General features: G+C 67.0%; 27 protein-coding genes. 8 read left to right on the top strand and 19 right to left on the bottom strand.

Translation table 11 applies throughout. From position 1 onward, the window contains the following. Window positions 1–5: 5 nt before the first annotated feature. From mtrB to ACWW1C_RS20990, 3 genes are all read right to left on the bottom strand, one after another. Window positions 6–1,658: an MtrAB system histidine kinase MtrB gene (gene mtrB / locus ACWW1C_RS20980; protein ID WP_455980063.1), complete on the bottom strand. Its 1,653-nt coding sequence runs from the start codon at window positions 1,656–1,658 to the stop codon at window positions 6–8. A 7-nt stretch (window positions 1,659–1,665) separates the two neighbouring features. After that, window positions 1,666–2,352, bottom strand: coding sequence for a two-component system response regulator MtrA (mtrA, locus tag ACWW1C_RS20985; protein WP_020102929.1), 687 nt, complete (start codon window positions 2,350–2,352; stop codon window positions 1,666–1,668). 87 nt (window positions 2,353–2,439) lie between these two features. Then, window positions 2,440–3,069 (bottom strand): dTMP kinase, encoded by a 630-nt coding sequence (locus ACWW1C_RS20990; protein WP_455980064.1) that lies wholly within the window; start codon window positions 3,067–3,069, stop codon window positions 2,440–2,442. Window positions 3,070–3,167: 98 nt separating this feature from the next. On the opposite strand from ACWW1C_RS20990, the gene dctA reads away from it, so the two are divergent. After that, window positions 3,168–4,574, top strand: coding sequence for a C4-dicarboxylate transporter DctA (gene dctA / locus ACWW1C_RS20995; RefSeq protein WP_455980065.1), 1,407 nt, complete (start codon window positions 3,168–3,170; stop codon window positions 4,572–4,574). 34 nt (window positions 4,575–4,608) lie between these two features. On the opposite strand, the gene ACWW1C_RS21000 is transcribed toward dctA, so the two are convergent. Next, entirely contained in the window at window positions 4,609–6,360 is a 1,752-nt protein-coding gene (locus ACWW1C_RS21000) for a DUF222 domain-containing protein (protein ID WP_455980066.1), read from the bottom strand. A 92-nt stretch (window positions 6,361–6,452) separates the two neighbouring features. On the opposite strand from ACWW1C_RS21000, the gene ACWW1C_RS21005 reads away from it, so the two are divergent. From ACWW1C_RS21005 to ACWW1C_RS21015, 3 genes are all read left to right on the top strand, one after another. Continuing rightward, window positions 6,453–6,797 (top strand): transposase, encoded by a 345-nt coding sequence (locus ACWW1C_RS21005; protein ID WP_418001499.1) that lies wholly within the window; start codon window positions 6,453–6,455, stop codon window positions 6,795–6,797. 125 nt (window positions 6,798–6,922) lie between these two features. Beyond that, on the top strand, window positions 6,923–7,747 hold the full coding sequence (locus ACWW1C_RS21010) for a transposase (RefSeq protein ID WP_455980067.1): 825 nt from the start codon (window positions 6,923–6,925) through the stop codon (window positions 7,745–7,747). 127 nt (window positions 7,748–7,874) lie between these two features. Then, complete coding sequence (locus ACWW1C_RS21015; RefSeq protein WP_455980068.1) at window positions 7,875–8,174, top strand: hypothetical protein; 300 nt, start codon at window positions 7,875–7,877, stop codon at window positions 8,172–8,174. A gap of 8 nt (window positions 8,175–8,182) precedes the next feature. Here ACWW1C_RS21015 and ACWW1C_RS21020 read toward each other — a convergent pair whose 3' ends face one another. From ACWW1C_RS21020 to ACWW1C_RS21080, 13 genes are all read right to left on the bottom strand, one after another. Continuing rightward, a complete protein-coding gene (locus tag ACWW1C_RS21020; protein ID WP_455980069.1) occupies window positions 8,183–10,027 on the bottom strand; it encodes a CocE/NonD family hydrolase in 1,845 nt (614 codons plus the stop codon). A gap of 16 nt (window positions 10,028–10,043) precedes the next feature. Then, the gene (locus ACWW1C_RS21025) at window positions 10,044–10,565 is read right to left on the bottom strand and encodes a hypothetical protein (RefSeq protein ID WP_455980070.1); all 522 of its coding nucleotides are present in this window, start codon (window positions 10,563–10,565) and stop codon (window positions 10,044–10,046) included. Window positions 10,566–10,818: 253 nt separating this feature from the next. Continuing rightward, the gene (ahcY, locus tag ACWW1C_RS21030; protein WP_455980071.1) at window positions 10,819–12,279 is read right to left on the bottom strand and encodes an adenosylhomocysteinase; all 1,461 of its coding nucleotides are present in this window, start codon (window positions 12,277–12,279) and stop codon (window positions 10,819–10,821) included. Window positions 12,280–12,399: 120 nt separating this feature from the next. Beyond that, window positions 12,400–13,056: a TetR family transcriptional regulator AlkX gene (alkX, locus tag ACWW1C_RS21035; protein ID WP_455980072.1), complete on the bottom strand. Its 657-nt coding sequence runs from the start codon at window positions 13,054–13,056 to the stop codon at window positions 12,400–12,402. Further along, the gene (locus tag ACWW1C_RS21040; protein ID WP_061004460.1) at window positions 13,053–13,238 is read right to left on the bottom strand and encodes a rubredoxin; all 186 of its coding nucleotides are present in this window, start codon (window positions 13,236–13,238) and stop codon (window positions 13,053–13,055) included. The genes alkX and ACWW1C_RS21040 overlap by 4 nt, the downstream gene beginning before the upstream one ends. Next, window positions 13,235–13,438, bottom strand: a complete 204-nt coding sequence (locus ACWW1C_RS21045) for a rubredoxin (RefSeq protein WP_455980073.1) — start codon at window positions 13,436–13,438, stop codon at window positions 13,235–13,237. Before ACWW1C_RS21045 ends, ACWW1C_RS21040 begins: the two co-directional genes overlap by 4 nt. Next, window positions 13,435–14,667: an alkane 1-monooxygenase gene (locus ACWW1C_RS21050; protein ID WP_455980074.1), complete on the bottom strand. Its 1,233-nt coding sequence runs from the start codon at window positions 14,665–14,667 to the stop codon at window positions 13,435–13,437. Before ACWW1C_RS21050 ends, ACWW1C_RS21045 begins: the two co-directional genes overlap by 4 nt. 117 nt (window positions 14,668–14,784) lie before the next feature. Continuing rightward, a complete protein-coding gene (locus ACWW1C_RS21055) occupies window positions 14,785–15,696 on the bottom strand; it encodes a cation diffusion facilitator family transporter (protein WP_455980075.1) in 912 nt (303 codons plus the stop codon). 23 nt (window positions 15,697–15,719) lie between these two features. Further along, complete coding sequence (gene manA, locus ACWW1C_RS21060; RefSeq protein ID WP_455980076.1) at window positions 15,720–16,946, bottom strand: mannose-6-phosphate isomerase, class I; 1,227 nt, start codon at window positions 16,944–16,946, stop codon at window positions 15,720–15,722. Between the two features lie 5 nt (window positions 16,947–16,951). Then, a complete protein-coding gene (locus ACWW1C_RS21065; protein WP_455980077.1) occupies window positions 16,952–18,043 on the bottom strand; it encodes a TobH protein in 1,092 nt (363 codons plus the stop codon). Continuing rightward, complete coding sequence (locus ACWW1C_RS21070; RefSeq protein ID WP_455980078.1) at window positions 18,040–19,419, bottom strand: phosphomannomutase/phosphoglucomutase; 1,380 nt, start codon at window positions 19,417–19,419, stop codon at window positions 18,040–18,042. The genes ACWW1C_RS21065 and ACWW1C_RS21070 overlap by 4 nt, the downstream gene beginning before the upstream one ends. A 100-nt stretch (window positions 19,420–19,519) precedes the next feature. Then, a complete protein-coding gene (locus ACWW1C_RS21075; RefSeq protein WP_455980079.1) occupies window positions 19,520–19,684 on the bottom strand; it encodes a hypothetical protein in 165 nt (54 codons plus the stop codon). Window positions 19,685–19,751: 67 nt separating this feature from the next. Beyond that, window positions 19,752–20,168, bottom strand: a complete 417-nt coding sequence (locus ACWW1C_RS21080; protein ID WP_455980080.1) for a DUF3499 domain-containing protein — start codon at window positions 20,166–20,168, stop codon at window positions 19,752–19,754. Window positions 20,169–20,287: 119 nt separating this feature from the next. Between ACWW1C_RS21080 and ACWW1C_RS21085 the strand changes: the two genes are divergently transcribed. Continuing rightward, window positions 20,288–20,710, top strand: coding sequence for a metallopeptidase family protein (locus tag ACWW1C_RS21085; RefSeq protein WP_455984377.1), 423 nt, complete (start codon window positions 20,288–20,290; stop codon window positions 20,708–20,710). 30 nt (window positions 20,711–20,740) lie between these two features. Here ACWW1C_RS21085 and ACWW1C_RS21090 read toward each other — a convergent pair whose 3' ends face one another. After that, window positions 20,741–21,004, bottom strand: coding sequence for a WhiB family transcriptional regulator (locus ACWW1C_RS21090; protein ID WP_455984378.1), 264 nt, complete (start codon window positions 21,002–21,004; stop codon window positions 20,741–20,743). A gap of 536 nt (window positions 21,005–21,540) precedes the next feature. On the opposite strand from ACWW1C_RS21090, the gene cofD reads away from it, so the two are divergent. The 3 genes from cofD to ACWW1C_RS21105 are packed head-to-tail and all read left to right on the top strand — an operon-like array spanning window position 21,541 to window position 24,421. Then, on the top strand, window positions 21,541–22,533 hold the full coding sequence (cofD, locus tag ACWW1C_RS21095) for a 2-phospho-L-lactate transferase (RefSeq protein ID WP_455980081.1): 993 nt from the start codon (window positions 21,541–21,543) through the stop codon (window positions 22,531–22,533). Continuing rightward, on the top strand, window positions 22,530–23,879 hold the full coding sequence (locus ACWW1C_RS21100; RefSeq protein ID WP_455980082.1) for a coenzyme F420-0:L-glutamate ligase: 1,350 nt from the start codon (window positions 22,530–22,532) through the stop codon (window positions 23,877–23,879). Before cofD ends, ACWW1C_RS21100 begins: the two co-directional genes overlap by 4 nt. Beyond that, complete coding sequence (locus ACWW1C_RS21105) at window positions 23,876–24,421, top strand: NUDIX hydrolase (protein ID WP_455980083.1); 546 nt, start codon at window positions 23,876–23,878, stop codon at window positions 24,419–24,421. The genes ACWW1C_RS21100 and ACWW1C_RS21105 overlap by 4 nt, the downstream gene beginning before the upstream one ends. Here the strand turns inward: ACWW1C_RS21105 and manB are convergent. Continuing rightward, window positions 24,403–25,506 carry a mannose-1-phosphate guanylyltransferase gene (gene manB / locus ACWW1C_RS21110; protein ID WP_455980084.1) on the bottom strand — a complete coding sequence of 368 codons (1,104 nt, stop codon included), beginning with the start codon at window positions 25,504–25,506 and terminating at the stop codon, window positions 24,403–24,405. The genes ACWW1C_RS21105 and manB overlap by 19 nt on opposite strands. Between the last annotated feature and the right edge of the window lie 21 nt (window positions 25,507–25,527).

Below are 25,527 nucleotides of genomic sequence, written 5' to 3' on the forward strand. Positions count from 1 at the left end.
GCCTTTCACGACGTCTCCGCCGCGGGCAGTTCCCCGGCCGAGAGGGCGGTGACCGATTTGGGCCCAGTGGGTTTGAGCGGCAGCGGACTCGTGGTGACCTTGTGGCCGCGTACCAGCGGCAGCGTGAGCCGGAAGCAAGCGCCGTGGCCGGGCTCGCCCCAGGCCTCCAGCCGCCCCTGGTGCAGGCGGGCATCCTCGATACTGATGGCCAGGCCCAGGCCGGTGCCGCCGGAGCGACGCACCCGCGAGGGGTCAGAGCGCCAGAACCGGCTGAACACCATCTTCTCCTCGCCCGGTCGCAGACCCACGCCGAAATCGCGGACCGTCACCGCCACGGTATCCACGTCGGCGGCCATCTTGATCTGAACGGGCTTCTTCTCAGCATGGTCGATCGCGTTGGCGATGAGGTTGCGCAGGATGCGCTCGACGCGGCGCGGATCCACTTCGGCGATGACGGCCTCGTCCGGAAGGTGCACGGCGAGTTTGATATTGGCGTCGTCCGCCAGGTGCCCGACGTTGTCGAGCGCGCTCTGCACGGTGTCGCGCAGGTCGACCGACTCCACCGACAGCTCGGCCACACCGGCGTCGTGCCGGGAGATTTCCAGCAGGTCGGCCAGCAGCGTCTCGAAGCGGTCGAGTTCGTTGACCATCAACTCCGTCGAGCGCCGCAGCGCCGGGTCGAGTTCCTCGCTGTGGTCGTAGATCAGGTCGGCGGCCATGCGGACCGTGGTGAGTGGCGTCCGCAGCTCGTGGCTGACGTCAGAGGTGAAGCGGCGCTGCAGGTTTCCGAACTCTTCGAGCTGGGTGATCTGCTTGTGCAGGCTCTCGGCCATGTCGTTGAACGACACTGCCAGGCGCGCCATGTCGTCCTCACCACGCACGGGCATGCGCTCGGTGAGATGCCCTTCGGCGAATCGTTCGGCGATGCGCGACGCCGACCGCACCGGCAGCACGATCTGGCGGGCCACCAACAGCGCGATGGCCGCAAGCAGGCCCAGCAGCACGATGCCACCGGTGGCCATGGTGCCGCGCACCAGCGCGATGGTGCTCTCTTCGTTGCTCAGCGGAAAGATCAGGTACAGCTCGAGGTTGGTGACCTGCGACGACGTCGGGCTGCCGACGATCAGCGCGGGACCCGAGAAGCCATCGGTGTGCACCGTGGCGTACTGGTAACTGACCTGACCGGCTTTGACGAAGTCCCGCAACGAGTTCGGGATCTCTCCCACCGGGCCGGCCGAGGTGGCCGCACGCGGACCGTCACCGGGCACCACGAGCACGGCGTCAAACGCGCCGGCCAGTCGTGAGCCCGAGTCGACCTTGCGGTCGATGAGGGTGTTGCGCGCCAGCTGCAGGCTGCTGTTGAGCGAGCGCGTCTCCTCGCCACCGACGATGCCGCTGACCGTGGTGCGGGCGTGCTCCATCTCCTCGGTGCCGGCGCGAACCTTGGCTTCGAGGATGCGGTCGGTGATCTGACTGGTCAGCACGAAGCCCAGCACGAGGATGACGGCAAGGGACAACCCCAGCGTCAGAGACACCACACGCAGTTGTAGTGAGCGACGCCAGGCGTAGCCGACCACTCGGCCGACAGCGCCCAACCCGCGCACGAAAGCGCCCGAGCCGAAACCGCCACGGATACGCCGTCGGGATCCCCAGATCACCGTCGGATCACGGCGGTCCGGCCTTGTATCCCACTCCTCGAACGGTCAGCACCACCTGCGGGTTCTCCGGGTCCTTCTCGACCTTGGCCCGCAACCGCTGCACGTGGACGTTCACCAGGCGGGTGTCTGCCGGGTGACGGTAGCCCCACACCTGTTCGAGCAGCACGTCACGAGTAAACACCTGGCGGGGCTTGCGGGCGAGGGCGACGAGCAGGTCGAATTCCAGCGGCGTCAGCGAAATCTGCTCACCCTGCCGGGTCACCTTGTGGGCCGGCACGTCGATGTCGACGTCGGCGATGGACAGCATCTCTGCCGGCTCGTCGTCGTTGCGGCGCAACCGCGCCCGCACCCGCGCGACCAGTTCCTTCGGCTTGAAGGGCTTCATGACGTAGTCGTCGGCGCCGGACTCCAGCCCGAGCACCACGTCGACCGTGTCGGTCTTGGCGGTCAGCATGACGATCGGCACACCCGAGTCGGCCCGCAGCACGCGGCACACGTCGATGCCATTCATTCCAGGCAGCATCAGGTCCAACAGCACCAGATCCGGGCGCAGCTCGCGGACCGCAGTCAGCGCCTGGCTGCCGTCACCGATGACGGCGGTGTCGAAGCCTTCACCCCGCAGCACGATGGTGAGCATCTCGGCCAGAGATGGGTCGTCGTCGACGACCAGAATGCGTTGCCTCATGGCGTCCATGGTGTCACCAGATCGCGATAAAGCTGTGATCTCCGATGGGTGTTTTGCCTCTTGCCTGACAACTTGCTGCTAGAGACCCCGGCCCGATCAGCCCAACAGCCGGTCGGCCAGCTCCCCCGGGTCGACGTCCGGAGCGACCAAAGCCCAACGGCCGACCCAGTTTTCAGCGGCCAGCGCGGTGTAGACCGCGCCAGTGCGGCCCTGTAGGCCCCCGTCACGCTCGTAGACGTCGCGGGTCCGGGCCGCATCCTGGGCTTCCCGGCGCGCCGCCCGCTCAGCGGCCAGCTCCGTGGGCACGTTCAGATAGAGCTGCCAGTCCGGCACCGGTAGCGCCAACCGCTCGAACTCCAGGTGCCGCACCCAGGCGACCACCTCCCCGCCCGCGCCCTGATGGAGCCGGGCCGCGCTGTAGGCGGCATTGGAGGCGACGTACCGATCGAGGATCACCACATCATGCGCGTCGCTCAATTCTGCGATCTCGGCTTTGGCGCCGGCGCGGTCGAGCGCGAACAGCATCGCCATGGCGTACACCGACTCGGCGAGGTCGCCGTGCTCGCCATGGAGTGCTTCGGCCGCGATGTCCGCCTCGACCGAGCGGCCGTACCGCGGGAACGCCACGGTGGTCACCGACTTGCCACGGGATTCGAACTGCGCCCGCAGCCCTTGGGTCAGAGTGTTCTTCCCTGCCCCATCGACGCCTTCGATTGCGATCAGCACGTGGCGAGACTAATTGCTGAATTCGATATATCTGCGGCGCGACGTCACAGAAACATCGCAGAAATCGCGCGGTGACGCCCGATCAGTACTTTCGCGCGATGGCGACCAAGATCGAACCACCGAAAAGCGAGATGATCCGGCTCGCCAACAAGCCACCGTGGTACTCGTCGCTCTTCGTGCAACTGCTCGTCGCGATCATCGCCGGAATCCTGGTCGGCTGGCTGCAGCCGAAAGTCGGCGCGGACCTCAAGCCGCTCGCCGACGGCTTCATCAAGCTGATCAAGATGCTGATCGCGCCGATCATCTTCTGCACCGTCGTGCTGGGCATCGCACACGTCGGCGACCTCAAATCAGTCGGCCGGATCGGCGTGAAAGCGTTGATCTACTTCGAGGTGGTGACCACCTTCGCACTGCTCTTCGGCCTGTTGGTCGGCAATATCGTCAAACCCGGGGCAGGTTTCCACGTCGACGCCGGCACGCTGGCGACGGGGGCCGACGCGATCGCGAAGAAAACCCAGAACAAGGAATTGCCGCACACCGTCGACTTTCTGCTGAACATCATCCCGGAGTCGGTGTTCAAGGCGTTCACCGATAACAACCTGCTCCAGGTGCTGTTCTTCGCCGTCTTGTTCGGGCTGGCGTTGGCAAAGTTCGGCGAGAAGGGCCCGCCCGTCATCCTGGACATCGTCGACCACCTGAGTCACCTGTTCTTCACCGTCATCGGCTGGGTGATGCGGCTTGCGCCGATCGGCGCATTCGGGGCGATGGCCTACATCATCGGCCAGTACGGCATCGGCTCCCTCGGCAGCTTCGCGAAGCTGATCGGCTGTTGCTATCTCGCGGCCGCGCTGTTCATCGTGGTGCTCGGGGCCATCGCGAAGGTCTTCGCCGGGGTCAACCTCTACAAGTTCGTCGTGTACATCAGGGACGAGCTGTTCCTTGCGCTGGGCACCGCGTCCACCGAGGTCGTGCTGCCGCGCATCATGGCCAAGCTGACCAATGCCGGTTGCTCACGCACGACAACAGGTCTGGTGGTGCCGACCGGCTATTCGTTCAATCTCGACGGAGCGACCCTCTACCTCGCGATCTGTGTGCTGTTCCTGGCCCAGGCGTTGGGCGTGAACCTGAGCCTCGGTGAGCAGATCACCGCGGTACTGGTGCTGATGCTGACTTCGAAGGGCATGGCCGGGGTCCCCGGCTCGTCGTTCCTCGCGCTGTCCGCGACCGTCGCCGCCATCGGCCACGGGGCGATCCCGGTCGCCGCGGTGGCCCTGCTCCTGGGCGCCGACCGCATCATGGACTCGATGCGCGTGTCGGTGAACCTGCTGGGCAACTGCGTCGCGACGTTCGTGGTGGCCGCGTGGGAAGGACAGCTCGACAAGGACCGGATGCGCAAAGTGCTCGACGGCGAAGACGTTCCGCCGCTCGACGAGTCTGACCCGATGGTGGATACGGCTGCGCTCGGTCATACTCGTCCCGCGAGAGACAAGCGTGAACACCCCTGAAAGTCTTGCTGTTCCAGGGGTATTCACGTGTCTCTCAGAGTGGCGGCGGGATGTCAGTGCCTGCAGGCGGGTGCTCGGTCGTCTGCTGCGATTGCTGTTGTTCTTCGGCTTCGCGGGCAGCTTCGCGTTCTTTGCGTTCTTTGCGTTGGCGGTCGAAGGCTTCTTGTGCGGCCTCGCGTTCGTCGATGTCGGCTTGGTTGAGGGCGCGTTCGTAGGCGATGCGCTGGGCTCGGTCTTGGGCGCGGGTGCGGCGGCGGATGGGCATCATGATGTCCCGGCCGGGAGCCGTGGTGCTATCCAAATCGGCGGCATCCGGTGGCGGATTCGGCAACGGTGTGTCAGTGTCCTTGCGGGGAAACAGGATTCGGCTTCCGGGCACGCTGATGTAGGTGTGGCCGGTGGGTGCGGTCCACACGATGGTGCCGTCGGGTTGTTGACGGTCCTGCCAACCGTCAGGCCCGCCGTAGAAGGTTTTGAGTAGGTGGTGTTTGCGGCATTTCGGGCTCAGGTTGCCCGGATGGGTCGGCCCGGCCGGCCACGGGATCGTGTGGTCAATATCGGAGGCGGTGGCCGGGTGATCGCAACCGGGGAACATGCACGTCATGGCCCGCATGCGGACGAATTCATCCATCGTGGCCGAGGGCCGGTACCGCGGCACCCCAGCCAGATCACTGGCGGAGGCAACGGTGCAGACTTTCGCGCCGCGGGCCACCAGGTCAGCCAACACCGCCGGAGGGACGACGCCGCCGCCGAGGACATAACCGACCGGGGTACGCACCGGCGCCGGAGGCTTCGCGGAGGTCGGCACGGGAGCTGACGCAGGAGGACGTGGCGGCACCGACTCGGACGCGGCACCGGACGCGGGCGCAGGCTGCGGCTCGGGTGCTGGCTCAGGCTGGGGTTCGGGCGCAGGCGTGGGCACCAACGGCGCGGCCGGATCCCCGCTCAGCAGCGGATCAGCCACCGGCGCCGGCAGTGCGCCGGTCAGCACATGAACCAACACCGCCGCCGCCCGCGCGTCAGGCCCGGCCGCCGGGCAATCCGGGACACCACACTGGCAGACCAGTCGGTCGCCGCGGGCCGCCAACACCCCCAAGGCGTCAGCGCGACGTTGCCCGAAGGTACGCGGATCGTTGTCGCACACCTGCCGAGCCATCTCGGTCAACACCCGATCCAACAACTCCGCATCAGTGGCCAGCAGCGCACCCCAGATCGACGCCACCCCGGTCTCATCATCAGGCTTGCCCACCCCGACCCCACGGCGACGGGCAGCCGAGCGCACTTTCAGGACAGCGGCCGGGTCGAACTTCTGCACCCAACCGTCGATCTTCTTCTCGATCTTCTTGCGCGACAACCCCGCCCACTCACACAACGCCCCCGCCAACGCCGCGTCGATCACCGCCAGGGTGTTGGGGTCCTCCACCAGACGGGTACGCCAACAGATCGCGCCCACCGTCCGCGCCGACACCCCACCATCGGCGAACACCGCCGCCACCCGAGGAAGGCGGAACCGCAACGCGACCGCAATCGACAACTGCCCCGACGCTTCACGCTTCCCGATACCCAAGGCAGCTCCGACTTCCGCGACCGCAGCGTCCCAGCCGTCACAGGCCCACCACTGCCGGCCGTCCTGGTCATCGACACGCAACGCCACCAGATCCGCGATGGCCCCGAACTTCCCGGACTCGGCGACATTGGAGACCCGCGCGAAATGAATCAGGGAGTCGACCACGCCGACATCGTGGACCGGCGCACCGCCGGCCCCGATACCAGAATGTTCGAACATACGTTCGAGTATATCGCCATCTACTGACTCAAACTTTTTGGCAGGGTCGCGTTATCCACAACGAGGCCAGGGTTGAGGAGGTTGAGTGAGTCATGGCCAGATCGCGACGGACGAAGATCCCTGCCGAAGAAAAGACCCGACTGGTGCTGGCCGTGTTGGCCAACGAAATGACGTGCGGGGAGGCCGCACGCCGCAGCGGGGTCTGCCGTGAAACCGTGACGAAGTGGAAGCATCAGTTTTTAGCCGCTGGCGCCGAGCGGCTTGAGGAGGTGCCCAGCGGCCCGGCCGGGGCTAAGGGCACACCCGAACAGCGGCGCCTGCAGATCGAAAACGAACAACTCAAACTGGCGCTGGCCGAAGCCACGGTGCAGCTTCGGATTTGGCAGCGCGGTGCGGCGCTGATCGATCAGGTCCCTTCCAAGACCTCGAAGCCCTAAGAGAGGCGGCGGGGCTGCCGGTTTCGAGGTTCGCGGTACTGGCAGACATCCCCGAACGCACCTATCGGCGGCGGTTGGCCCGATTGCGTCATGGCGCCGCGGATAGAGGTCCGTGGCCGGCGCCGGTGGTTGATCGCATCGAAGGCCTGGCTGCCAAATACGCCGAAGCATGGCCAGCCTGGGGCTACCGCAAGATCGCCGCCATGATGCGCGCCGACGGCCACGACGTCACCAATTCCTCAGTGCAACGAGCACTGAAACGACGCGGCTTGTTGCTGCCCCAGGGATTTCGCGCCGACCGCAAATCCTGGGCGATATTGCGCCGCAAAGTGTTCCGCGACCCACCCACCGAACGCAACCGGGTCTGGCAGACCGACTTCTCCGAATTCGAAACCACCAACGGCGGCATCTGGAGGATCAGTGCCGTCATCGACTACGCCACCAAATACTGCCTGGCGATCACCGTCACCCCCACCAGCCGCGGCATCGATGCCGTGCGCTGCATACAACTGGCCATCGACGAAGCCCAACGCATCCTGGAACTCGACCACCTACACGATGACCGCGCCCTGATGGACGTCCTCGACGCCCACGACAACGTCATCGGCCAGACACCCGCACCGATCGCCATCGTCACCGACAACGGCCCCTGCTACCGCGGCAAGGACTTCGGGGCACTGTTCGCCGACCACACCGACCCACTGCTGCGGCACGTGCGAACCCGGATCAAATCCCCACAAACCAACGGCGTCATCGAACGGTTCTTCGGCACCCTCAAATACGAACACCTATTTCGCGGATACATCGGCGACGGCGACGCCCTCGACATGGAAGCCCACCACTTCCGAACCATCTACAACACCATCCGACCCCACCAAGCCCTCGGCGACCGCACCCCCAAACAGGCCTACCTAAACTCGCCGAACCCACAAAACCTGCCAACTTCTTGACGCAAGACAGCCAGATCCGACATTTGTCACGAAAACGCGGGCCGCACCGATAACCCAGTCAGGACACCATCGAACGTTTTCCACCACCCCTACGTGTCATTGGGTATAGGACCGGAAGGACCCTGAGATGCGTACTGCACTAATAACTCTCATAACTCTCACTGCTACTGCCGCCATACTGGCCCCGGCCGCGCCGGCCGCCGCCGAGTCAGCGATCGTCACGATCGGCCAGTTGGAAGCCGAGGGATTCCACGTCAACGTCGACCGGGTCGGCAGCGCACCGCTGGATCGGTGCGTGGTGACCAGTGTCCGCAACCCGCAGGAACAGACCAGGCTCATCAGGGTCGATGGCCCCGGCAACCGAGATCAGATCATCCGCGTGGTGGTCCGACGGACCATCACCGTGTCACTGGACTGCAGCAGGTAACGCCGGCCTCAGTTCCCGATCACCGGCAACGTGATCGACGACGGATGCGCGGGATCATGCAGGATCGTCTGCGTCGCCACGACGGTCGCGGCATCGCGCCCGAACGGTGCGCCAGTGTTGGGATTCGGTGCGAACTGTGGAGAGTCGCTGCTGGAAATCTCCACCCGCACCCGGTCACCCGGGCTGAGTTGGTAACTGGTGGGCCAGATTTGGATGCGGTACTGGTATGCCTGGCCGGGGACGATCGGTGTCGGCGCCGAAAGTGAGTCGCGGAACGACGCCCGGAGAATCCCGTTGTTGAGGTTGATGGCCGTCCCGTCGGGCTTGACCACCACCAGCTTCGCCGTGAAATCGGTATCCACAGCTGAAGATTGGGCCCACAGCGTGACGGTGGCCGCCCCGGTGATCTCGGTCTTGTGGGCTACCGGGTCGCCCGTATAGACCAGCACGTCGGATCGTTGCTCGACCGGCGTCTGGTCATACGGTCCCTGCGGACCGGAGCGCGCGCCGCAACACGAATGCCCGCCCAGGCTCGGTGCCGGGTTCAGCGGATCGTAGGTGTAGGTGTCCGGTGGCTGCGGACCCGGCAGCACCGGCAGCAGCTTCCCGTCCCGGTCCGCGATGCCGCCGGCACCGGACAGGTAGTAGTTGATCCATTGGGTCTGCGGCAGTGGCCAATTGGTGGCCGTCTTCCATGCGTTGGCGCCCATGGTGAAGTAGTCGACGCGCGGCTTGCCCGCCACGCCGTTGTCGACGCCCTTCAGAAAGTGATCGAACCAGGCGAGCATCAGCTCGTTGATCGGGCTGTTGCCCGCCGGCCCGATGTCTTTGAGCATCGGTGCGGGCTCGGAATCGGGCCGCCCCCAAGCCACATGGTCCCACGGCCCGATCACCAGACGCTGATTCTTCCGGGCGAATTCGTTGCCGCCGTGCGCCACCATCCCGGCGAAGTTCTCCACGCCGCCGGCCAGGAAGGCGTCATACCAGCCCTCGAAGTGCAGCACCGGAATGCGCACCGCCGGATATCGGTCGCGAATGCTGAGCTGCTGCCAGAAGGCATCGCGTGTGTTGTGCTTGACCCAGTCGAAATACCACGGCGCCACCGCCGGATTGTTCGGCTGCATCGGCGGAAGGTCCTGCTGCGGACGGAAATTCAGCCATCGAGTCGGGTCAGCCGCAGCGTCCCGCAACAGCCGTTCGGCGACTACGTCCCGGCGGTTCTCGGCGGCACCGAGCGCGATCGACTCGATGGCCCACGGCTGCACGAACGCCAGCCGGAACTCGCCGCCCTCGTAGGTCCAGCCGTCGTAATAGTCGGACGCGGTGTTGGCCGGCGCGATCGTCACCAGATGTGGCGGCGCCGTCACCGCCGCAAGCCATTGCGTCGCACCGACATACGACGATCCGTACATGGCGACCTTGCCATCGGCACCGGGCAGGCCGGCGGCCCATTCGACGGTGTCGTATCCGTCGGCCATGTCGTTGGTGAACTCGCTGAACACGCCACCGGAACTCCCCTGGCCCCGGACATCTTGCACCACAACGAGATAGCAGTGCGAGGCGAACCAATCCGGTGGCTCGTACCGGTCGGGTGAGGTCTGTGCACCGGACTTGCCGTACTGCGTGCGCATGAGCAGCACCGGCACGGGGTCAGAGGTCCGCGGCCGGTAGACATCGGCGCGCAGCACGACACCGTCGCGCATGGTGGCGCCGACGTCGCGTTCGGTATCGACGGCGCACGAGCCGCGACCCGTCGCAGCAGGAAATGGGGAAACAGGCGGACGGTCCGCACCACGGGCAGCCAGCACAGCCAGCACCACCACGAACGCCGTCACGCGGATCAGAGCGCGCACCACACCACGCTAGTGGTTACGACAGCCCGCGCGCACCAGACGTCGTCGTCAGCACCAGGACGTTCTGATCCCGGTCGAGGAACGCCTGGGTGGACATCCCCGGGCTGGAGAAGTGCTTGTTGAGATCGGGCCCTGCCAGGTACGGACCGTCGGGCAGCTCCGACTGCAGAATCTTCTGCACCGCCGGCTGCCGATCGGTGGCGACCGGGTGATATTCCGCCAACAACCGAGTGGTCTCCGCGGGTGACAGCTTGATCACCGCGTCGATCCAGTTCACCTTGCCGGCCACACTCGGATCGGCGCTGTTGTTCCAGGTGACCCACGCGGCTTCGTCGGGCTTGCGCAACTGCGGGAACTGCCAGACCAACTGCTGCACGTCGTGCCGGACCATCTCCGGCGGCACCGGAGGGCCTTTCACCGCCGGCGATGCGGAACCGAGGATGCCGAGACTGCCCAGATTCACGCCGTCGCAACCCGTCAGCGTCGCCCCGACAACAGCCAGCAACGCGATGCGTGTTGCCCATCGGTGCTTCTGCATGGCCGACGTCCCTTCACGAGGGTGCCCTGGTGTGCACAAATTCTAGCGCCGAGATCCGCTCGCCAGCAGATCTTCAGCAAACACCTACATCGCGTTGCGCAAATCGTAATTGTCGCCCGTTACAAAATAATTACCGGCGGTAAAACTCCGATCAGCTAACTCACCGATATGTGCCAGGGCCCGGCAGTCGCAAAAACCCCCAATTCCCGTGAGAATTGGGGGTTTTCGCGAGTGCTAGCGCAGAGCTGGCTACTTAGTAGCGGTAGTGCTCCGGCTTGTACGGGCCGTCGACGTCGACGCCGATGTACTCGGCCTGGTCCTTGCTGAGCTTGGTCAGCGTGCCGCCGAGCGCCTCGACGTGGATGCGCGCGACCTTCTCGTCGAGGTGCTTGGCCAGGCGGTAGACCTCGTTGTCGTACTCGTCGTTCTTGGTCCACAGCTCGATCTGGGCGATGACCTGGTTGGAGAACGAGTTCGACATCACGAACGACGGGTGGCCGGTCGCGTTGCCGAGGTTGAGCAGGCGGCCCTCGGACAGCACGATGATCGACTTGCCGTCCTCGCCGAACACCCACTCGTCGACCTGCGGCTTGATGTTGAGGCGCTTGGCGCCGGAGCGCTCCAGGGCGGCCATGTCGATCTCGTTGTCGAAGTGGCCGATGTTGCCCAGGATGGCCTTGTCCTTCATCGCCTTCATGTGGTCGAGGGTGATGATGTCCTTGTTGCCGGTCGAGGTGACGACGATGTCGGCGTTGCCGATCGCCTCCTCGACGGTCACGACGTCGAAACCGTCCATCAGTGCCTGCAGCGCGTTGATCGGGTCGATCTCGGTGACCTGCACGCGGGCGCCCTGGCCGGCCAGCGACTCGGCGCAGCCCTTGCCCACGTCGCCGTAACCACAGATCAAGACCTTCTTGCCACCGATCAGCACGTCGGTGCCGCGGTTGATGCCGTCGATCAGCGAGTGGCGGGTGCCGTACTTGTTGTCGAACTTGCTCTTGGTGACCGAGTCGTTGACGTTGATGGCGGGGAACGCCAGCTCACCGGCAGCGGCGAACTGGTAGAGCCGCAGCACGCCGGTGGTGGTCTCTTCGGTGACACCCTTGACCGACTCGGCGATCTTGGTCCACTTGGTCTTGTCGTTCTCGAAGCCGGTGCGCACCAGCTCCAGGAAGACCTTCCACTCGGCCGAGTCGTCTTCCTCGGCCGGGGGCACGACGCCTGCCTTCTCCCACTGCGCGCCGCGCAGCACCAGCATCGTGGCGTCGCCACCGTCATCCAGGATCATGTTGCAGGGCTCGCCCTCCCAGGTGAGCATCTGCTCGGCGCACCACCAGTACTCCTCCAGCGTCTCGCCCTTCCAGGCAAAGACCGGGGTGCCCTTGGGCTCCTCGGGAGTACCGTGCGGGCCGACGACGATGGCCGCCGCCGCGTGGTCCTGGGTGGAGAAGATGTTGCACGACGCCCATCGAACTTCAGCGCCGAGAGCGGTCAGCGTCTCGATCAGCACCGCGGTCTGCACCGTCATGTGCAGCGAGCCGGAGATGCGCGCGCCCTTGAGCGGCTGCACGTCGTGGTACTCGCGGCGCAGCGCCATCAGCCCGGGCATCTCGTGCTCGGCGAGCCGAATCTCCTTGCGGCCGAATTCGGCCTCGGACAGGTCGGCAACCTTGTAGTCGATCCCGTTACGGACGTCTGCCTTCAATTCCGTCATGGATAGAGCCCCATTCAGTCGTGATTTGCATATGGGTGCACCGAGTGCACCGGAAACACCCATAGCCTGCGGGCTCGCGGGACAGGCGCCAGGAAAACTGCTCGGATGGCGCGCTGACGGCTACGGCGTATCCCCACTACCGTAACGGTCGGCGAACGGCGTCATGAGCCGGGCCAGGTCAGCGGCCACATCGTGGTCCGCTTCCGGTGGCATTGACACGTAGCTGATCGCCAGCCGGACGATCGCGCGCGCCAGCACCCCGGCGTCGTCGTCGGAAATCCGCACCCAGCTGCCGCGGAACGCCTCGGTCAGGCGCTGCGAGCAGTGCGAGATGATCGGCGCGCTGTCGGTGGTGATGATCTGCAGCAGATCTGGTTTGGCCACGCCGGTCAGCAACGAGATGACGAGCGGGTCGGACGCCGACTCGGTGAAGAACATCCGGAAGCCCTGCAGGAACGCCGACTGGATATCACCGACATTGGCGTAGATGGCGTGCTCGACGGCGTCGACGAGGCGGTCGGCGAGGCGCATCGCGTACCCCTCGGCCAGGCCCTGCCGCGAGCCGAACTCGTTGTAGATGGTCTGCCGGCTGATGCCGGCCGCACGCGCGACATCGGACAGCGTGATCGAGGACCAGTCCTTGGCCAGCAACAACTCTCGCATGCCGTCCAGGATCGAATGCCGCAGCAGGACCCGCGAGGCCTCGGCGTACGGCACCCGAGGTGCCGCGGGCCGCTGCCCCTCGGGTCCGTCCGGTACTGCGGCCGCGGCGGTCACGACGCCACGACCTCCACCATTTCGAAGTCGGCCTTGGCGGCGCCGCAATCCGGGCAGCTCCAGTCTTCGGGGATGTCGGCCCAGCGGGTACCCGGGGCGATGCCGTCCTCCGGCCAGCCCTTCTCCTCGTCGTACTCGAAGCCGCACTGCAGGCAGACGAACTTCTTGAACGGCTCGCTCATGAACTCACTCCTCTGGTCTTTCCCGTCGCTTCGCTCGCCTCGAAAGATTCAAAATCGACCTTCTCGCGCACCGCACAGTCCGGGCAGCACCAGTCGTCGGGGACATCGTCCCACGCCGTGCCTGCCGGGAATCCTTCACGCGGAGCGCCTTTGGCCTCGTCATAGACGTAACCACAGCCCGGGCAGGCGTACGCACTCACGCCGCCACCGCCGCCCCGTACTTGGCCATCACCTTGTCGCGGACCCGCGGGTGGACGTTGACCTTGGTGATGTCGCCGTCGTAGTGCTCGATGACCCGGTGATCCATCATCCGGCGCCACAGCGGCGGGATGTAGGTCAGACCGATCAGGGTCGCGTAGCCGCTCGGCAGGTTCGGTGCGCCATCGATGCTGCGCAGTGTCTGGTAGCGACGCGTCGGATTGGCGTGGTGGTCACTGTGCCGCTGCAGGTGGTACAGGAACAGGTTGGTGACGATGTGGTCGGAGTTCCAGCTGTGCACCGGGGCGCAGCGCTCGTAGCGGCCGCTCTCGGTCTTCTGCCGCAGCAGGCCGTAGTGCTCCAGGTAGTTGACGGACTCCAGCAGACTGAATCCGTAGATGCCCTGGATCACGACGAACGGGATGAGCGCGGGACCGAAGACGGCGATCAGGATGCCGAAGAACACCAGCGACATGAGCCAGGCGTTGAGGACGTCGTTCTTGAGGTAGGTGCGGGGATCCCACGGGCTGCGTCCGAGGCGACGGATGCGCTGGGCCTCCAGCTCGACCGACGACTTCAGAGCGCCGAACACGGTGCGCGGCAGGAACTCCCAGAAGGTCTCGCCGAAGCGAGCCGAGGCGGGGTCCTCCGGGGTGGCGACGCGGACGTGGTGACCGCGGTTGTGCTCGATGTAGAAGTGGCCGTAGAACGTCTGCGCCAGGGTGATCTTGGCCAGCCAGCGCTCCAGGTTCTCCTTCTTGTGTCCCATCTCGTGCGCGGTGTTGATGCCGACGCCGCCCAGGACGCCGACCGACAGCGCGACACCGAGCTTGGCCCACCAGGCGAGCCCGCCCTCGAAGCCGAGCCAGCTCAGGTCCTTGGCCGTGAACAGATACGCACCCAGGATGACGCTGGCGTACTGGAACGGGATGTAGACGTAGGTGCAGTAGCGGTAGTACTTGTCGTTCGCCAGCTGCTCCATCATCTCGTCGGGCGGGTTCTCCCCGTCGGGCCCGAACTTCAGATCGAGGATCGGCAGCAGCACGTAGAGCAGGCCGGGGCCGATCCACAGCGGGACCTGCGCGAGCGCGTGCCATCCGGCCTGGTTCAGCGCCCAGATCAGCGGGAGCATCACGAACAGCGCAGTGGGCGCGATCAGGCCCATGAGCCACAGATGACGCTTGCGATCGCGCCACTGCGGGGCGTTGACGTCGGATACCTCGACTGACACGGGTCCACCTCCATTGGTTGAGCCGACAACTTGTGATCTTGACTATAGACCGCAATTTGTCGCCGGTCTAGACAATGGAGGCGACTTTGTAAAACGGCTTGTGGCAGCCGTCACCGGCTAACCGCGGTAGAGGTCGGGCTCGATGTAGATGATGCGGGCGTTCGGCACCGCGGCGCGGATGGCGACCTCGGCGGCGTCGATCGTGGCGGCGACGGTCGCCAGATCGGTGTTGGGCGCCAGCGCGATCTTCACGCCGACGAGCATCTCCTCCGGCCCCAGATACTGGGTGCGGAGGTGGATGACGCGGTCGATGTGCGCCGTCTGCTCCAGCGCGCCGCGGATGGCGCCCGTCTCGTCGACCGTCGCGCCCTCACCGATCAGCAGACTCTTCATCTCGACCATCAGCACCACCGCGATGATGCCGAGCAGCACACCGATGGCCGCGGTGCCGATGCCGTCCCACACCGGGTCGCCCGTCAACATCGACAGGCCGACGCCACCCAGGGCCAGCACCAGACCGATCAGCGCGCCGGAGTCCTCCAGCAGCACCACCGGCAACTCCGGGTTACGCGAGGTCCGGATGAACCGCCACCAACTGCCCGAGCCCTTGAGCGGACGCGATTCCGTCACCGCGGTATAGAAGCTGTAGCCCTCCAGCCCGATGGCCACGACCAGAATGGCGACGGCGACGACGGGCGACGACAGCGGCTCCGGGTGAGTGATCTTGTGGTAGCCCTCGTACAGCGCGAACATCGCACCCAGGCTGAACAGGACCAGCGCCACCACGAACGAGTAGAAATAGCGGCTGCGGCCGTAGCCGAACGGATGCAGATGGTCGGCGTCTTTGCGCGCCTGGCGCTGACCCCAGAGCAGCAACCCCTGGTTGGACGTGTCTGCCAGCGAGTGCACCGACTCCGCGAGCATCGACGAACTGCCCGTGATCAGGAAGCCGACGAACTTCGCCGCCGCGATCCCGGCATTGGCCAACAGCGCCGCGACGATCGCGCGCGCACTCCCCGAGGCCGACATGACCTGCCCTTTCGTAGGTTTTTCTAAATCCCCACCGTCGCACGGAACACCGTCGACGGCTCGTCAGCCACCAATCGCACGGGGCCCTCCCCCGCGGCGATCCAGGCGGCGGCCCCCTTGTTCAGGGTCACCTCGCCACCTGCGGAATGCACCTGCACCCGGCCCTGCGTACCCAGCAGAATCTGCGGGCCGCCATGCCCCCGGGGCACCTCTACGGCCCGGCCCACCCGGTCGTCGTCGATCCGCAGGATCGATACCGCGAATTCCGGTGCAGGCGTGTCGAAAACCTCCTCGACGCCGTCTTCGGCCGGCCGCGGACGGATCGGCCGACCGTCCGTCGGAGTGAAGTCGAGCACCCGAAGGAGTTCCGGCACGTCCACGTGCTTGGGCGTCAGGCCACCACGTAACACGTTGTCGGAGTTGGCCATGACCTCGAACCCCAGGCCGTGCAGGTAGGCGTGCAGATTGCCGGCGGGCAGATAGATGCCCTCCCCCTCGACCAGGCTGATGCGGTTGAGCAGCATGGCGGCCAGCACCCCGGCGTCGCCGGGGTACCGCTCACCGAGTTCGAGCACGGTCTTGGCCTCGGCCGCGAATTCCTTTGCCCCCGAACGGATGTAGTTCACCGCGCCGTCGAGCACGGCAGGCACCAGCACGTCGAGATCGGGCTGCGGCAGGGTGATCCAGGTGGTGAAGACGGCTCGCAGCCCAGCCGCGTCCGACTGACCGGCGAGCAGGTTGATGTACGGATCGAGGTCGGACACCGCCAGCGCCCGCATCAACTCGACGGTGCGCGCCACCGGCCGGAATCCGGCGAGGGCCTCGAATGGACCGAGGGCCACGATCAACTCGGGTTTGTGGCTGCGGTCCCGGTAGTTCCGGTTGCGCGCGTTCAGGGCAATGCCTTGGCGCTCTTCACGATTGAAGCCCTCGGCCGCTTGCTCGGCACTGGGGTGCGCTTGCAGCGACAACGGCTCGTCGGCCGCCAGCACCTTCGCCAGGAACGGCAATGCCTCACCGAACCTGGCGCGAACGTCCGGTCCCAACTCGCCGGCCGGATCGGCCCTGATGACCTCCAGCAGCGACAGCTCACCGTCGGCCGTCTCCAGCAACGCGGGGTCCCCCGGGTTCGCACCCAACCACAATTCGGCCTCGGGATGCGGTGTGGGACTGGGCCTTCCGGCGAAATCGGCCAAGGCGGTACGCGACCCCCAGGCGTAGTTCCTGACCGCGCCTCGTAGCAGATGCACTATGTCTAACCTCGAACCAGTTTCAGATACACGGCCGTCATCTCCAGCCGGACCGCCAGCATCGCGATCTGTTGTTCCAAGCGGCTACCCGGTACCTGCAGCCCGGCGTCGGGCACGTCATCGGCGCTGAGCACGTCGACATCGCCACCGAGCGCGTCCATCCGGGCGATCACGCCGGGACGCTCCTCGTCGGCACACAGCACCACGGTGCGGACCCGGGCCGGCACCGGCCCGTCGATCTCGGGGTCGTGGAAAAGCGAGTCCTCGTAAGACATTTCGACGGTCTGCCGGCCGAGCCCACCGTGCAGCGCCACCAGGGCGTCGGCCCCGCTCGTCGCGGTCACGAGCTGATGGGCCACCCGTAACAGCACCGTCGCGGCATGGCGCACCAGCGCCAGCATGGCCGCGCCCTCACCGGCCAGCACCACCTGCCGGCCGGACATCCGCTCGGCCAGGTTCTTGGCCGGGTTGGTGAACACCTCGCGGGCCGCGCTGTTGCGCAGGGCCTCGGCATCCAATTCGTCGGCCAGTGCATCCAGGTCGATGCGCAGCGCCGGGTCGACGACCATCATCGTCGCGAGCCCCGCCGCCAGGTAGCGGGTGAGGCCGAAGTCGTCCGGTACCGACAGCCGCGGCGGCAGCACCACCGCGCGGCCGGCGGCTGCGTCGCGCAGCGGACCGTCGTTGGGCGCCACCACGATCACCCGCGCCCCGCGGCGCACCCCGGTCGCGACCGCGGTCACGAGCGCCGGGTCGGCGGCGTCGTCCCCGGCCACGACCACAACGTCCAGCGCGCCGATCCACGGCGGTACGTCCGGGGTGACCACGAGCGGGATCGACGACGTCGCCCCCAGCGCCGCGGCCAGCACGGCCCCCGCCGCACCGGGCGCGCCCGATGCCCCGCGCCCGCACACCCAGGTGACGGTCCGCGGGCGTTGATCCGAGCGCAGGTCGTCGAGTTGGCCTTCGGTGAGTGCCGCGGCGACCGCGCGGGTCTGTGCGCCGGCCATCGACGCGGCCCGCAGCAGGCCGTCGCGGTCGGCCGCGATCAGACCGTCGACATCGTCGAGGTCGAGGGTCGCCGGGGCGGCACTCATGGTGTCGACGCCCTGATCTGCGCTCCGATGTGCTCCACGATCTGGTCGACTTCCACCCGGGTGCGGGCTTCGACGTTGAGCCGCAACAGCGGTTCGGTGTTGGAGGTGCGCAGGTTGAACCAGCGCCCGTCGCCGAGGTCGACGGTCACGCCGTCGAGTTCGTCGGTCGACCGGATTTGTCCGTCGTATGACGTGAGCACCGCGGCAACGCACGCCGGCGCATCGGCAACGGTGAAGTTGATCTCGCCGGACGCCTCGTACCGCTGGTACTTGGCCATCAGCTCCGACAGCGGACGGTCCTGCTCCCCGAGCGCGGCCAGCACGTGCAGCGCGGCCAGCATGCCGGAGTCGGCACCCCAGAAGTCGCGGAAGTAGTAGTGCGCCGAATGCTCGCCGCCGAAGATCGCGTTGCTCTCGGCCATCAGCGCCTTGATGTACGAGTGACCGACGCGCGAACGCACCGCCGTGCCACCACGCTCGGCGATCAGCTCCGGCACGGCGCGTGAGGTGATCAGGTTGTGGATGACGGTGGCGCCGGACTCACGGGCCAGCTCGCGATCGGCGACCAAGGCCGTGACCGCGGACGGCGACACCGGGTCGCCCTTCTCGTCGACGACGAAGCAGCGGTCGGCGTCACCATCGAACGCGAGGCCGATATCCGCGCCGTTCTCGATGACATGCTTCTGCAGATCCACCAGGTTGGCCGGGTCCAGCGGGTTGGCCTCGTGGTTGGGGAACGTGCCGTCGAGCTCGAAGTACAACGGCAGCAAGGTGATCGACCCGACGGTGCCCAGCACGGCCGGCGTGGTGTGCCCGCCCATGCCGTTTCCGGCGTCGACCGAGACCCGCAGCGGACGCAGCGCCGACACGTCGACCAGCGAACGCAGGAAGGTGCCGTACTCGGCGAGCACGTCGCGCTCCTCGACCGTGCCGGTGGCGCCGTCGTGACCGGGCACGCCGTCGATGACCTCATTGCTGATGTCGGTCAGACCGGTTTCCTTGCCGACGGGCTTCGCGCCCGCCCGGCACAACTTGATGCCGTTGTAGGCGGCCGGGTTGTGGCTGGCCGTGAACATGGCGCCCGGGCAGTCGAGGAGACCCGAGGCGAAGTAGAGCTGATCGGTCGACGCCAGCCCGATCCGGACCACGTCCAGGCCCTGCGCGGCGACCCCATCGGCGAATGCCGTGGCCAATGACGGTGAGCTGGGCCGCATGTCGTAGCCGATCGCCACCCGGGTGGCGCCCTCGGCGCGCATCAACCGGGCGAACGCGCCACCGACGTCGGCGACGAACGACTCGTCGATCTCCTCGCCGACCAGCCCGCGTACGTCATATGCCTTGATGACGCGCTGTACAGAGGCAGCAGGCCGAGACATAGCCCTCCCGATCTCATCGTTCGCAGACCGCTGCATTACCGAGGGTCTGTGACAGTCAGCCTATCGGCACACCCATGTGCTCGCGGGTGGTCGGTGGCGTTCAGTGAACATTCATTGCGGCGGTACGGCGCGCGAGGAACTCGTCCCACCCGTGTTCGCCCGTCAAGGTGACGAGGTTCTGCGCCCGCTCGCTGAGCGCCGCCGCGGCATCACGCGAGAAATGCATTGGGTCGGTGGCGGTTTCGGGGGCGGGACAGGTGTTCATCTGGCGACGCTGCAGTGCGCATCCCCAGAGTCCCCGGCCGTCGAGAAATCGGCGGCTGCCTTCGTGCTCAGTCGGCGGGATCGGGCAGAACCCGGAGATGGCCGCGGCGGCGGCCGTTTTGCTGCGTGCGTGGTGCCGGCGGCGCCATGACCGCGCCACCGTGGACACCGGTCGTCGGATCGGTGAATCCGGTGGGGATGCCGCCCCGGGACGGCGAGTCGCGACCTTCGCGCACGGCATCGGCGAGTGCGACGAGGTCGTCGTCGTCAGACGGCGTGGGCAGCGGGCCGGCGTGACGTACCAACTCCCACCCGCGGGGCGCGGTGATGCGGCTGGCGTGTGACACGCACAAGTCCCACGAATGCGGCTCCGACACCGTGGCCAACGGACCTACGACTGCCGTGGAATCCGAGTACACAAATGTCAGCGTCGCCACGGCGTAGTGCGGGCAACCTGGCCGGCAGCAGCGACGGGGAACATTCACTCGGCGAGATTATCGCGCCGCCGACGCGCCCACTGCCGGACACGCGCGTCACGGGCACGTCGATCTCCAACCGTTACTATCGGCCGATGGCCCACTCGCGTGTGCGCCGCCGTCGCGGCATGCGCGGCCCGCTCCTCCCCCCGACCGTCCCCGGATGGCGCAGTCGCGCCGAGCGATTCGACATGGCGGTGCTGGAGGCGTACGAACCCATCGAGCGTCGCTGGAGCAGCCGGGTGTCCGGACTCGATGTCGCAGTGGACGAGATCCCGCGGATCTCCCCCAAGGATCCTGATGCGATTCAGTGGCCGCCCGAGGTGATCGCCGACGGGCCGGTGGCGCTGGCGCGGCTCATCCCGGCCGGGGTGGATGTTCGGGGCAATTCGACGCGGGCGCGAATCGTCTTGTTCCGCAAACCCATTGAACGGCGGGCGAAGGACTCCGTTGACCTCGCCGACCTGTTGCACGAGATTCTCGTGGCGCAGGTAGCCACTTATCTCGGTGTGGAACCGTCGGTCATCGACCCGACCATCGTGGACGACTAGGCCGGTCGATCTACCCGCGGGCGCGGTACGTCAGATGACGCCGCGCTTGATCCGCCGGCGCTCGCGCTCCGACAGACCGCCCCAGATGCCGAAGCGCTCGTCGTGCGCCAGGGCGTACTCGAGGCACGCGTCACGTACCTCGCAGCCCAGGCAGATGCGCTTGGCTTCGCGGGTCGAGCCACCCTTCTCAGGGAAGAAAGCCTCAGGGTCGGTTTGCGCGCACAGGGCGCGCTCCTGCCACTGCTCGTCCGTGAGCTCGGGTTCGGCGTCGATGTGTTCAGGCACCAGACTCAGCTGTGGCCGTCCGGCGACGACGTGCTGAACAGGTCCGGTGTTCGTGTGCGGTGCGGTCCCAATAGAGCCGAGCATCCGCCCGTCGAATGGAACGACATGATCGAAATCCGCGTGTTCGTAAGACATTTGCCGCCTCCTCCCCTGCTTTACGTAGTTCTCAAAACGGAGTCCAACTACTTGCCCTGCGTGCCGTGAGTGGCGATCAAAATTCGAACAAACGGTCGAATCTCAGTCTGCTGCACCGGAACCGGTAAACAAACCGGGAATGACACTGTTGTGATTACACACGGGTTAGCTGCCACGGTCAAGCGGATGAAGCGCATTTCCTACCATCTTGTGACCTGAATACGGCGCGTCGTTACCGCGGCGTGTCGCGATAGTGACCAATAACACGCTGCCGCACAACGTAGTTGGAAATGCCGATAACTGATGCGCCTGTTACTCAAGTGAATAATGAGGTTTAAAGTTTGCTGCGCGCCAAATTGCCCGCCGGGCGCGTCATTCCACCCCCGCGTCATCGCCTAGGGTGAGTCGACGTGAAGGTGACGGTTCTGGTCGGTGGCGTCGGCGGCGCTCGTTTTCTGCTCGGCGTCCAGAAACTGCTGGGGTTGGGTCAATTCGCCGAACCCGGAGCGGACCCCTCCCCGCATGAGCTCACCGCGATCGTCAACGTCGGCGACGACGCGTGGATGTTCGGCGTCCGCATCTGCCCCGACCTGGACACGTGCATGTACACCCTGGGCGGTGGCATCGACACCGAACGCGGCTGGGGCCACCGGGACGAAACCTGGCACGCCAAGGAAGAGCTCGCCGCGTACGGCGTGCAGCCCGACTGGTTCGGACTCGGCGACCGCGACCTGGCCACCCACCTGGTGCGCAGCCAGATGCTGCGGGCCGGCTATCCGCTGTCCCAGGTGACCGAGGCGCTGTGCGACCGCTGGCAGCCCGACGCCCGGCTGCTGCCCGCCAGCGACGAACGCAGCGAAACCCACGTGGTGGTAACCGATCCCAAATCGGGCGATCAGCGCGCCATCCACTTCCAGGAATGGTGGGTTCGCTACCGCGCGCAAATCCCCACCCACAGCTTCGCCTTCATCGGCACCGAGAAGGCAACCGCCGCACCGGGAGTCGCCGACGCCATCGCCGGCGCCGACGTGGTCCTGCTGGCCCCCTCGAATCCGGTCGTGAGCATCGGCGCGATCCTCGCGGTGCCCGGCCTGCGCAGCGCGCTGCGGTCGACCCCGGCACAGGTGATCGGGTACTCCCCGATCGTCGCCGGAAAGCCGTTGCGCGGGATGGCCGATGACTGCCTCAAGGTGATCGGGGTCGACAGCACCTCGGAGGCCGTGGGCACGCACTACGGCGCCCGCAGCGCGACAGGCATCCTCGACGGCTGGCTGATCGACGAGGGCGACCACGCCGAGATCGACGGCGTCAACGTCAAAGCCGTGCCGCTGCTGATGACCGACCCGGCCGCCACGGCCGAGATGGTCCGCGCCGGACTGCAGCTCGCCGGGATCTCGTGGTGACCGAGCATGGCGCCGCGGCCGCCATCGAAATCCTCCCGGTGCCGGGGCTTCCCGAGTTCCGCCCCGGCGACGACGTGGCCGCCGCCATCGCCGCCGCCGCCCCCTGGCTGCACGACGACGACGTGCTGGTGGTCACCAGCAAGGTGCTCTCCAAGTCCGAGGGGCGGATCGTCGCCGCGCCTACTGACCCCGACGAGCGGGACGCCCTGCGCCGCAAACTGATCGACGACGAGGCCGTACGAGTGCTGGCCCGCAAAGGCCGCACCTTCATCACCGAGAACGCCATCGGGCTGGTCCAGGCCGCTGCCGGCGTCGACGGATCCAACGTCAGCACAACCGAATTGGCCCTGCTGCCGGTCGACCCGGACGGCAGCGCCGCCCGGCTTCGCTCCGGCCTGGCCGAGCGGCTGGGCGTGACCGTCGCGGTCGTCATCACCGACACCATGGGCCGGGCCTGGCGCAACGGGCAGATCGACGCCGCCATCGGTGCGGCCGGACTGGCTGTGCTGCACGGATATTCCGGCGTCCAGGACCCCCACGGCAACGAACTGCTGGTGACCGAGGTCGCCATCGCCGACGAGATCGCGGCCGCCGCCGATCTGGTCAAGGGCAAGCTGACCGGCATCCCGGTCGCCGTGGTGCGCGGCCTGTCACCGCGCGACGACGGTTCGAACGGACGGACCCTGGTGCGCGCCGGCGAGGAAGATCTGTTCTGGCTGGGCACCGAGGAGGCGCTGGCGCTGGGCCGCAGGCAGGCTCAGTTGATGCGCCGGTCGGTGCGCACGTTCAGCGCCGAGCCCGTGGCACCGGAACTCATCGAGGAATCCGTCGCCGAGGCCCTCACCGCGCCCGCGCCGCACCACACCCGTCCGGTCCGTTTCGTCTGGGTGCAGGACCACGACGCGCGAATCCGGTTGCTGGACCGGATGAAAGACAAGTGGCGCACCGATCTGACCGGCGACGGCCGCCCCGCCGAGTCCGTCGACCGGCGGGTGGACCGCGGCCAGATCCTCTACGACGCACCGGAACTCGTCATCCCGTTCCTGGTTCCCGATGGCGCGCACAGTTATCCGGACGCGGCCCGCACCGAAGCCGAGCACACCATGTTCACCGTCGCGGTGGGCGCGGCCGTGCAGGGGCTGCTCGTGGCCCTGGCCGCACGGGACGTCGGCAGCTGCTGGATCGGGTCCACGATCTTCGCCGCCGACATCGTGCGCGCCGAGCTCGACCTTCCGGCCGACTGGGAACCCTTGGGCGCCATCGCCATCGGACACTTCCCGGAGAGCGACGAGCCGCGCGGGCCGCGGCCGCCCGTGGCGACCGACGAGCTGTTGATCCGCCGATGACCGACACCCTCCACGCTTCGGTGGTCTCCGCGCTGCGGGACTGGCCGGCCCCGGACGCCGATCAGGACGCCCTGCGGCACGCCGTCGCGGCGTTCGTCGCCGCCCGCCCCGACGCCTGCCGGCGCGCCTGCGAACCCGGGCACATCACGGCGTCGGCGCTGGTGCTCGACCACACCCGGACCAGGGCCCTGCTCACCCTGCACCCGCGACTCGGCCGCTGGGTACAGCTCGGTGGGCATTGCGAGGACGTGGACACCGATATCCGCGCCGCGGCCCTGCGTGAGGCCACCGAGGAATCCGGCATCACCGGACTGGAGATCGCCGAGCTGCCGGCGGCACTGCACGTGCACGCGCTGACCTGCTCGCTGGGCGTGCCGACCCGGCATCTCGACGTGCAGTACCTCGCCGTCGCGCCGGAGCACGCCGAAATTCATTGCAGCGACGAGTCACTCGACCTGCAGTGGTGGCCCCTGGACGCGTTGCCGGGACCCGACCCCGGCCTGGAGCGGCTCGTGCGGGCCGCTCAGACGTCCGTGGAGTAGCGAATACCGCCGTCGGGGATGGTGACTCCCGGCCACACCCGCGCACCGCGCAGGAGCTCACACCGGGCGCCGATGTTGGCACCGTCGCCGATCACACCATCGCGGATCAGCGCGCGCGGGCCGATCCGGGCGCCGAACCCGACGATGGACCGCTCGATGACCGACCCGGCCTCGATCTTCACGCCGTCGAAGATCACCGCGCCGTCCAGCCGGGCGCCGGCGCCGATCTCGGCACCGCGGCCCACGACCGTCCCGCCGATCAGCAGCGCGCCCGGCGCCACCGCGGCACCCTCGTGCACCAGGCTCTCGCCGCGGTGCCCGTCGAGCACCGGCGACGGCGCGATACCCCGCACCAGATCCGCTGAGCCACGCACGAAGTCGTCGGGCGTGCCCATGTCACGCCAGTAGCTGGCGTCGACGTAGCCGCACACCTTGAAACCGTCGGACAGCAGCTTGGGGAACACCTCACGTTCCACCGATACCTCGCGACCGGTGGGGATCTCGTCGATCACCGCACGCTGGAACAGGTAGCAGCCCGCATTGATCTGGTCGGTCGGCGGGTCCTGCGTCTTCTCCAGGAACGCCGTCACCACGCCCTCGGAATCGGTTGGCACACAACCGAATGCGCGTGGGTCGCTCACCCGGACCAGGTGCAGCGTGACATCGGCCTGCCGTTCGCGGTGGCTGGCGACCATCGCGCCGAGGTCCAGCCCGGAGAGGACGTCACCGTTGAACACCATGGCGGTCGGGTGGCGCAGCTTGGGCGCCACGTTGGCGATACCGCCGCCGGTGCCCCGGGCCTCCTCCTCCACCACGTACTCGATCTCCAGGCCCAGCTTGGAGCCGTCGCCGAATTCCGCCTCGAAGACCTCCGCCTTGTACGAGGTGCCCAGCACCACGTGGCGGATGCCGGCCGCCGCGATCCGGGCGAGCAGGTGGGCCAGGAACGGCACGCCGGCCGTCGGCAGCATCGGTTTGGGCGCAGACAGCGTCAGGGGGCGCAGCCGGGTGCCCTGCCCACCCACCAGGATGACCGCGTCGACGTCAACCGGATTCACCGCGTCACTCAACTCGCGTCCTTTCATGCCTCGAGGTCATCGCCGGTA

The sequence above is a fragment of the Mycobacterium sp. HM-7 genome, assembly GCF_053852335.1.

Bases quoted from the DNA above. Each gene is read 5' to 3' on its own strand.
- ACWW1C_RS21040 (WP_061004460.1), bottom strand. From the start codon at position 13,238: ATGAGCGAGCCGTTCAAGAAGTTCGTCTGCCTGCAGTGCGGCTTCGAG.
- ahcY (WP_455980071.1), bottom strand. From the start codon at position 12,279: ATGACGGAATTGAAGGCAGACGTCCGTAACGGGATCGACTACAAGGTT.
- ACWW1C_RS21055 (WP_455980075.1), bottom strand. From the start codon at position 15,696: ATGTCGGCCTCGGGGAGTGCGCGCGCGATCGTCGCGGCGCTGTTGGCC.
- manB (WP_455980084.1), bottom strand. From the start codon at position 25,506: ATGAAAGGACGCGAGTTGAGTGACGCGGTGAATCCGGTTGACGTCGAC.
- ACWW1C_RS21000 (WP_455980066.1), bottom strand. From the start codon at position 6,360: ATGTTCGAACATTCTGGTATCGGGGCCGGCGGTGCGCCGGTCCACGAT.
- dctA (WP_455980065.1), top strand. From the start codon at position 3,168: ATGGCGACCAAGATCGAACCACCGAAAAGCGAGATGATCCGGCTCGCC.
- ACWW1C_RS21105 (WP_455980083.1), top strand. From the start codon at position 23,876: ATGACCGACACCCTCCACGCTTCGGTGGTCTCCGCGCTGCGGGACTGG.
- ACWW1C_RS21065 (WP_455980077.1), bottom strand. From the start codon at position 18,043: ATGAGTGCCGCCCCGGCGACCCTCGACCTCGACGATGTCGACGGTCTG.
- ACWW1C_RS21025 (WP_455980070.1), bottom strand. From the start codon at position 10,565: ATGCAGAAGCACCGATGGGCAACACGCATCGCGTTGCTGGCTGTTGTC.
- ACWW1C_RS21015 (WP_455980068.1), top strand. From the start codon at position 7,875: ATGCGTACTGCACTAATAACTCTCATAACTCTCACTGCTACTGCCGCC.
- ACWW1C_RS21005 (WP_418001499.1), top strand. From the start codon at position 6,453: ATGGCCAGATCGCGACGGACGAAGATCCCTGCCGAAGAAAAGACCCGA.
- ACWW1C_RS21070 (WP_455980078.1), bottom strand. From the start codon at position 19,419: ATGTCTCGGCCTGCTGCCTCTGTACAGCGCGTCATCAAGGCATATGAC.
- mtrA (WP_020102929.1), bottom strand. From the start codon at position 2,352: ATGGACGCCATGAGGCAACGCATTCTGGTCGTCGACGACGACCCATCT.
- ACWW1C_RS21075 (WP_455980079.1), bottom strand. From the start codon at position 19,684: ATGAACACCTGTCCCGCCCCCGAAACCGCCACCGACCCAATGCATTTC.
- ACWW1C_RS21085 (WP_455984377.1), top strand. From the start codon at position 20,288: ATGCGCGGCCCGCTCCTCCCCCCGACCGTCCCCGGATGGCGCAGTCGC.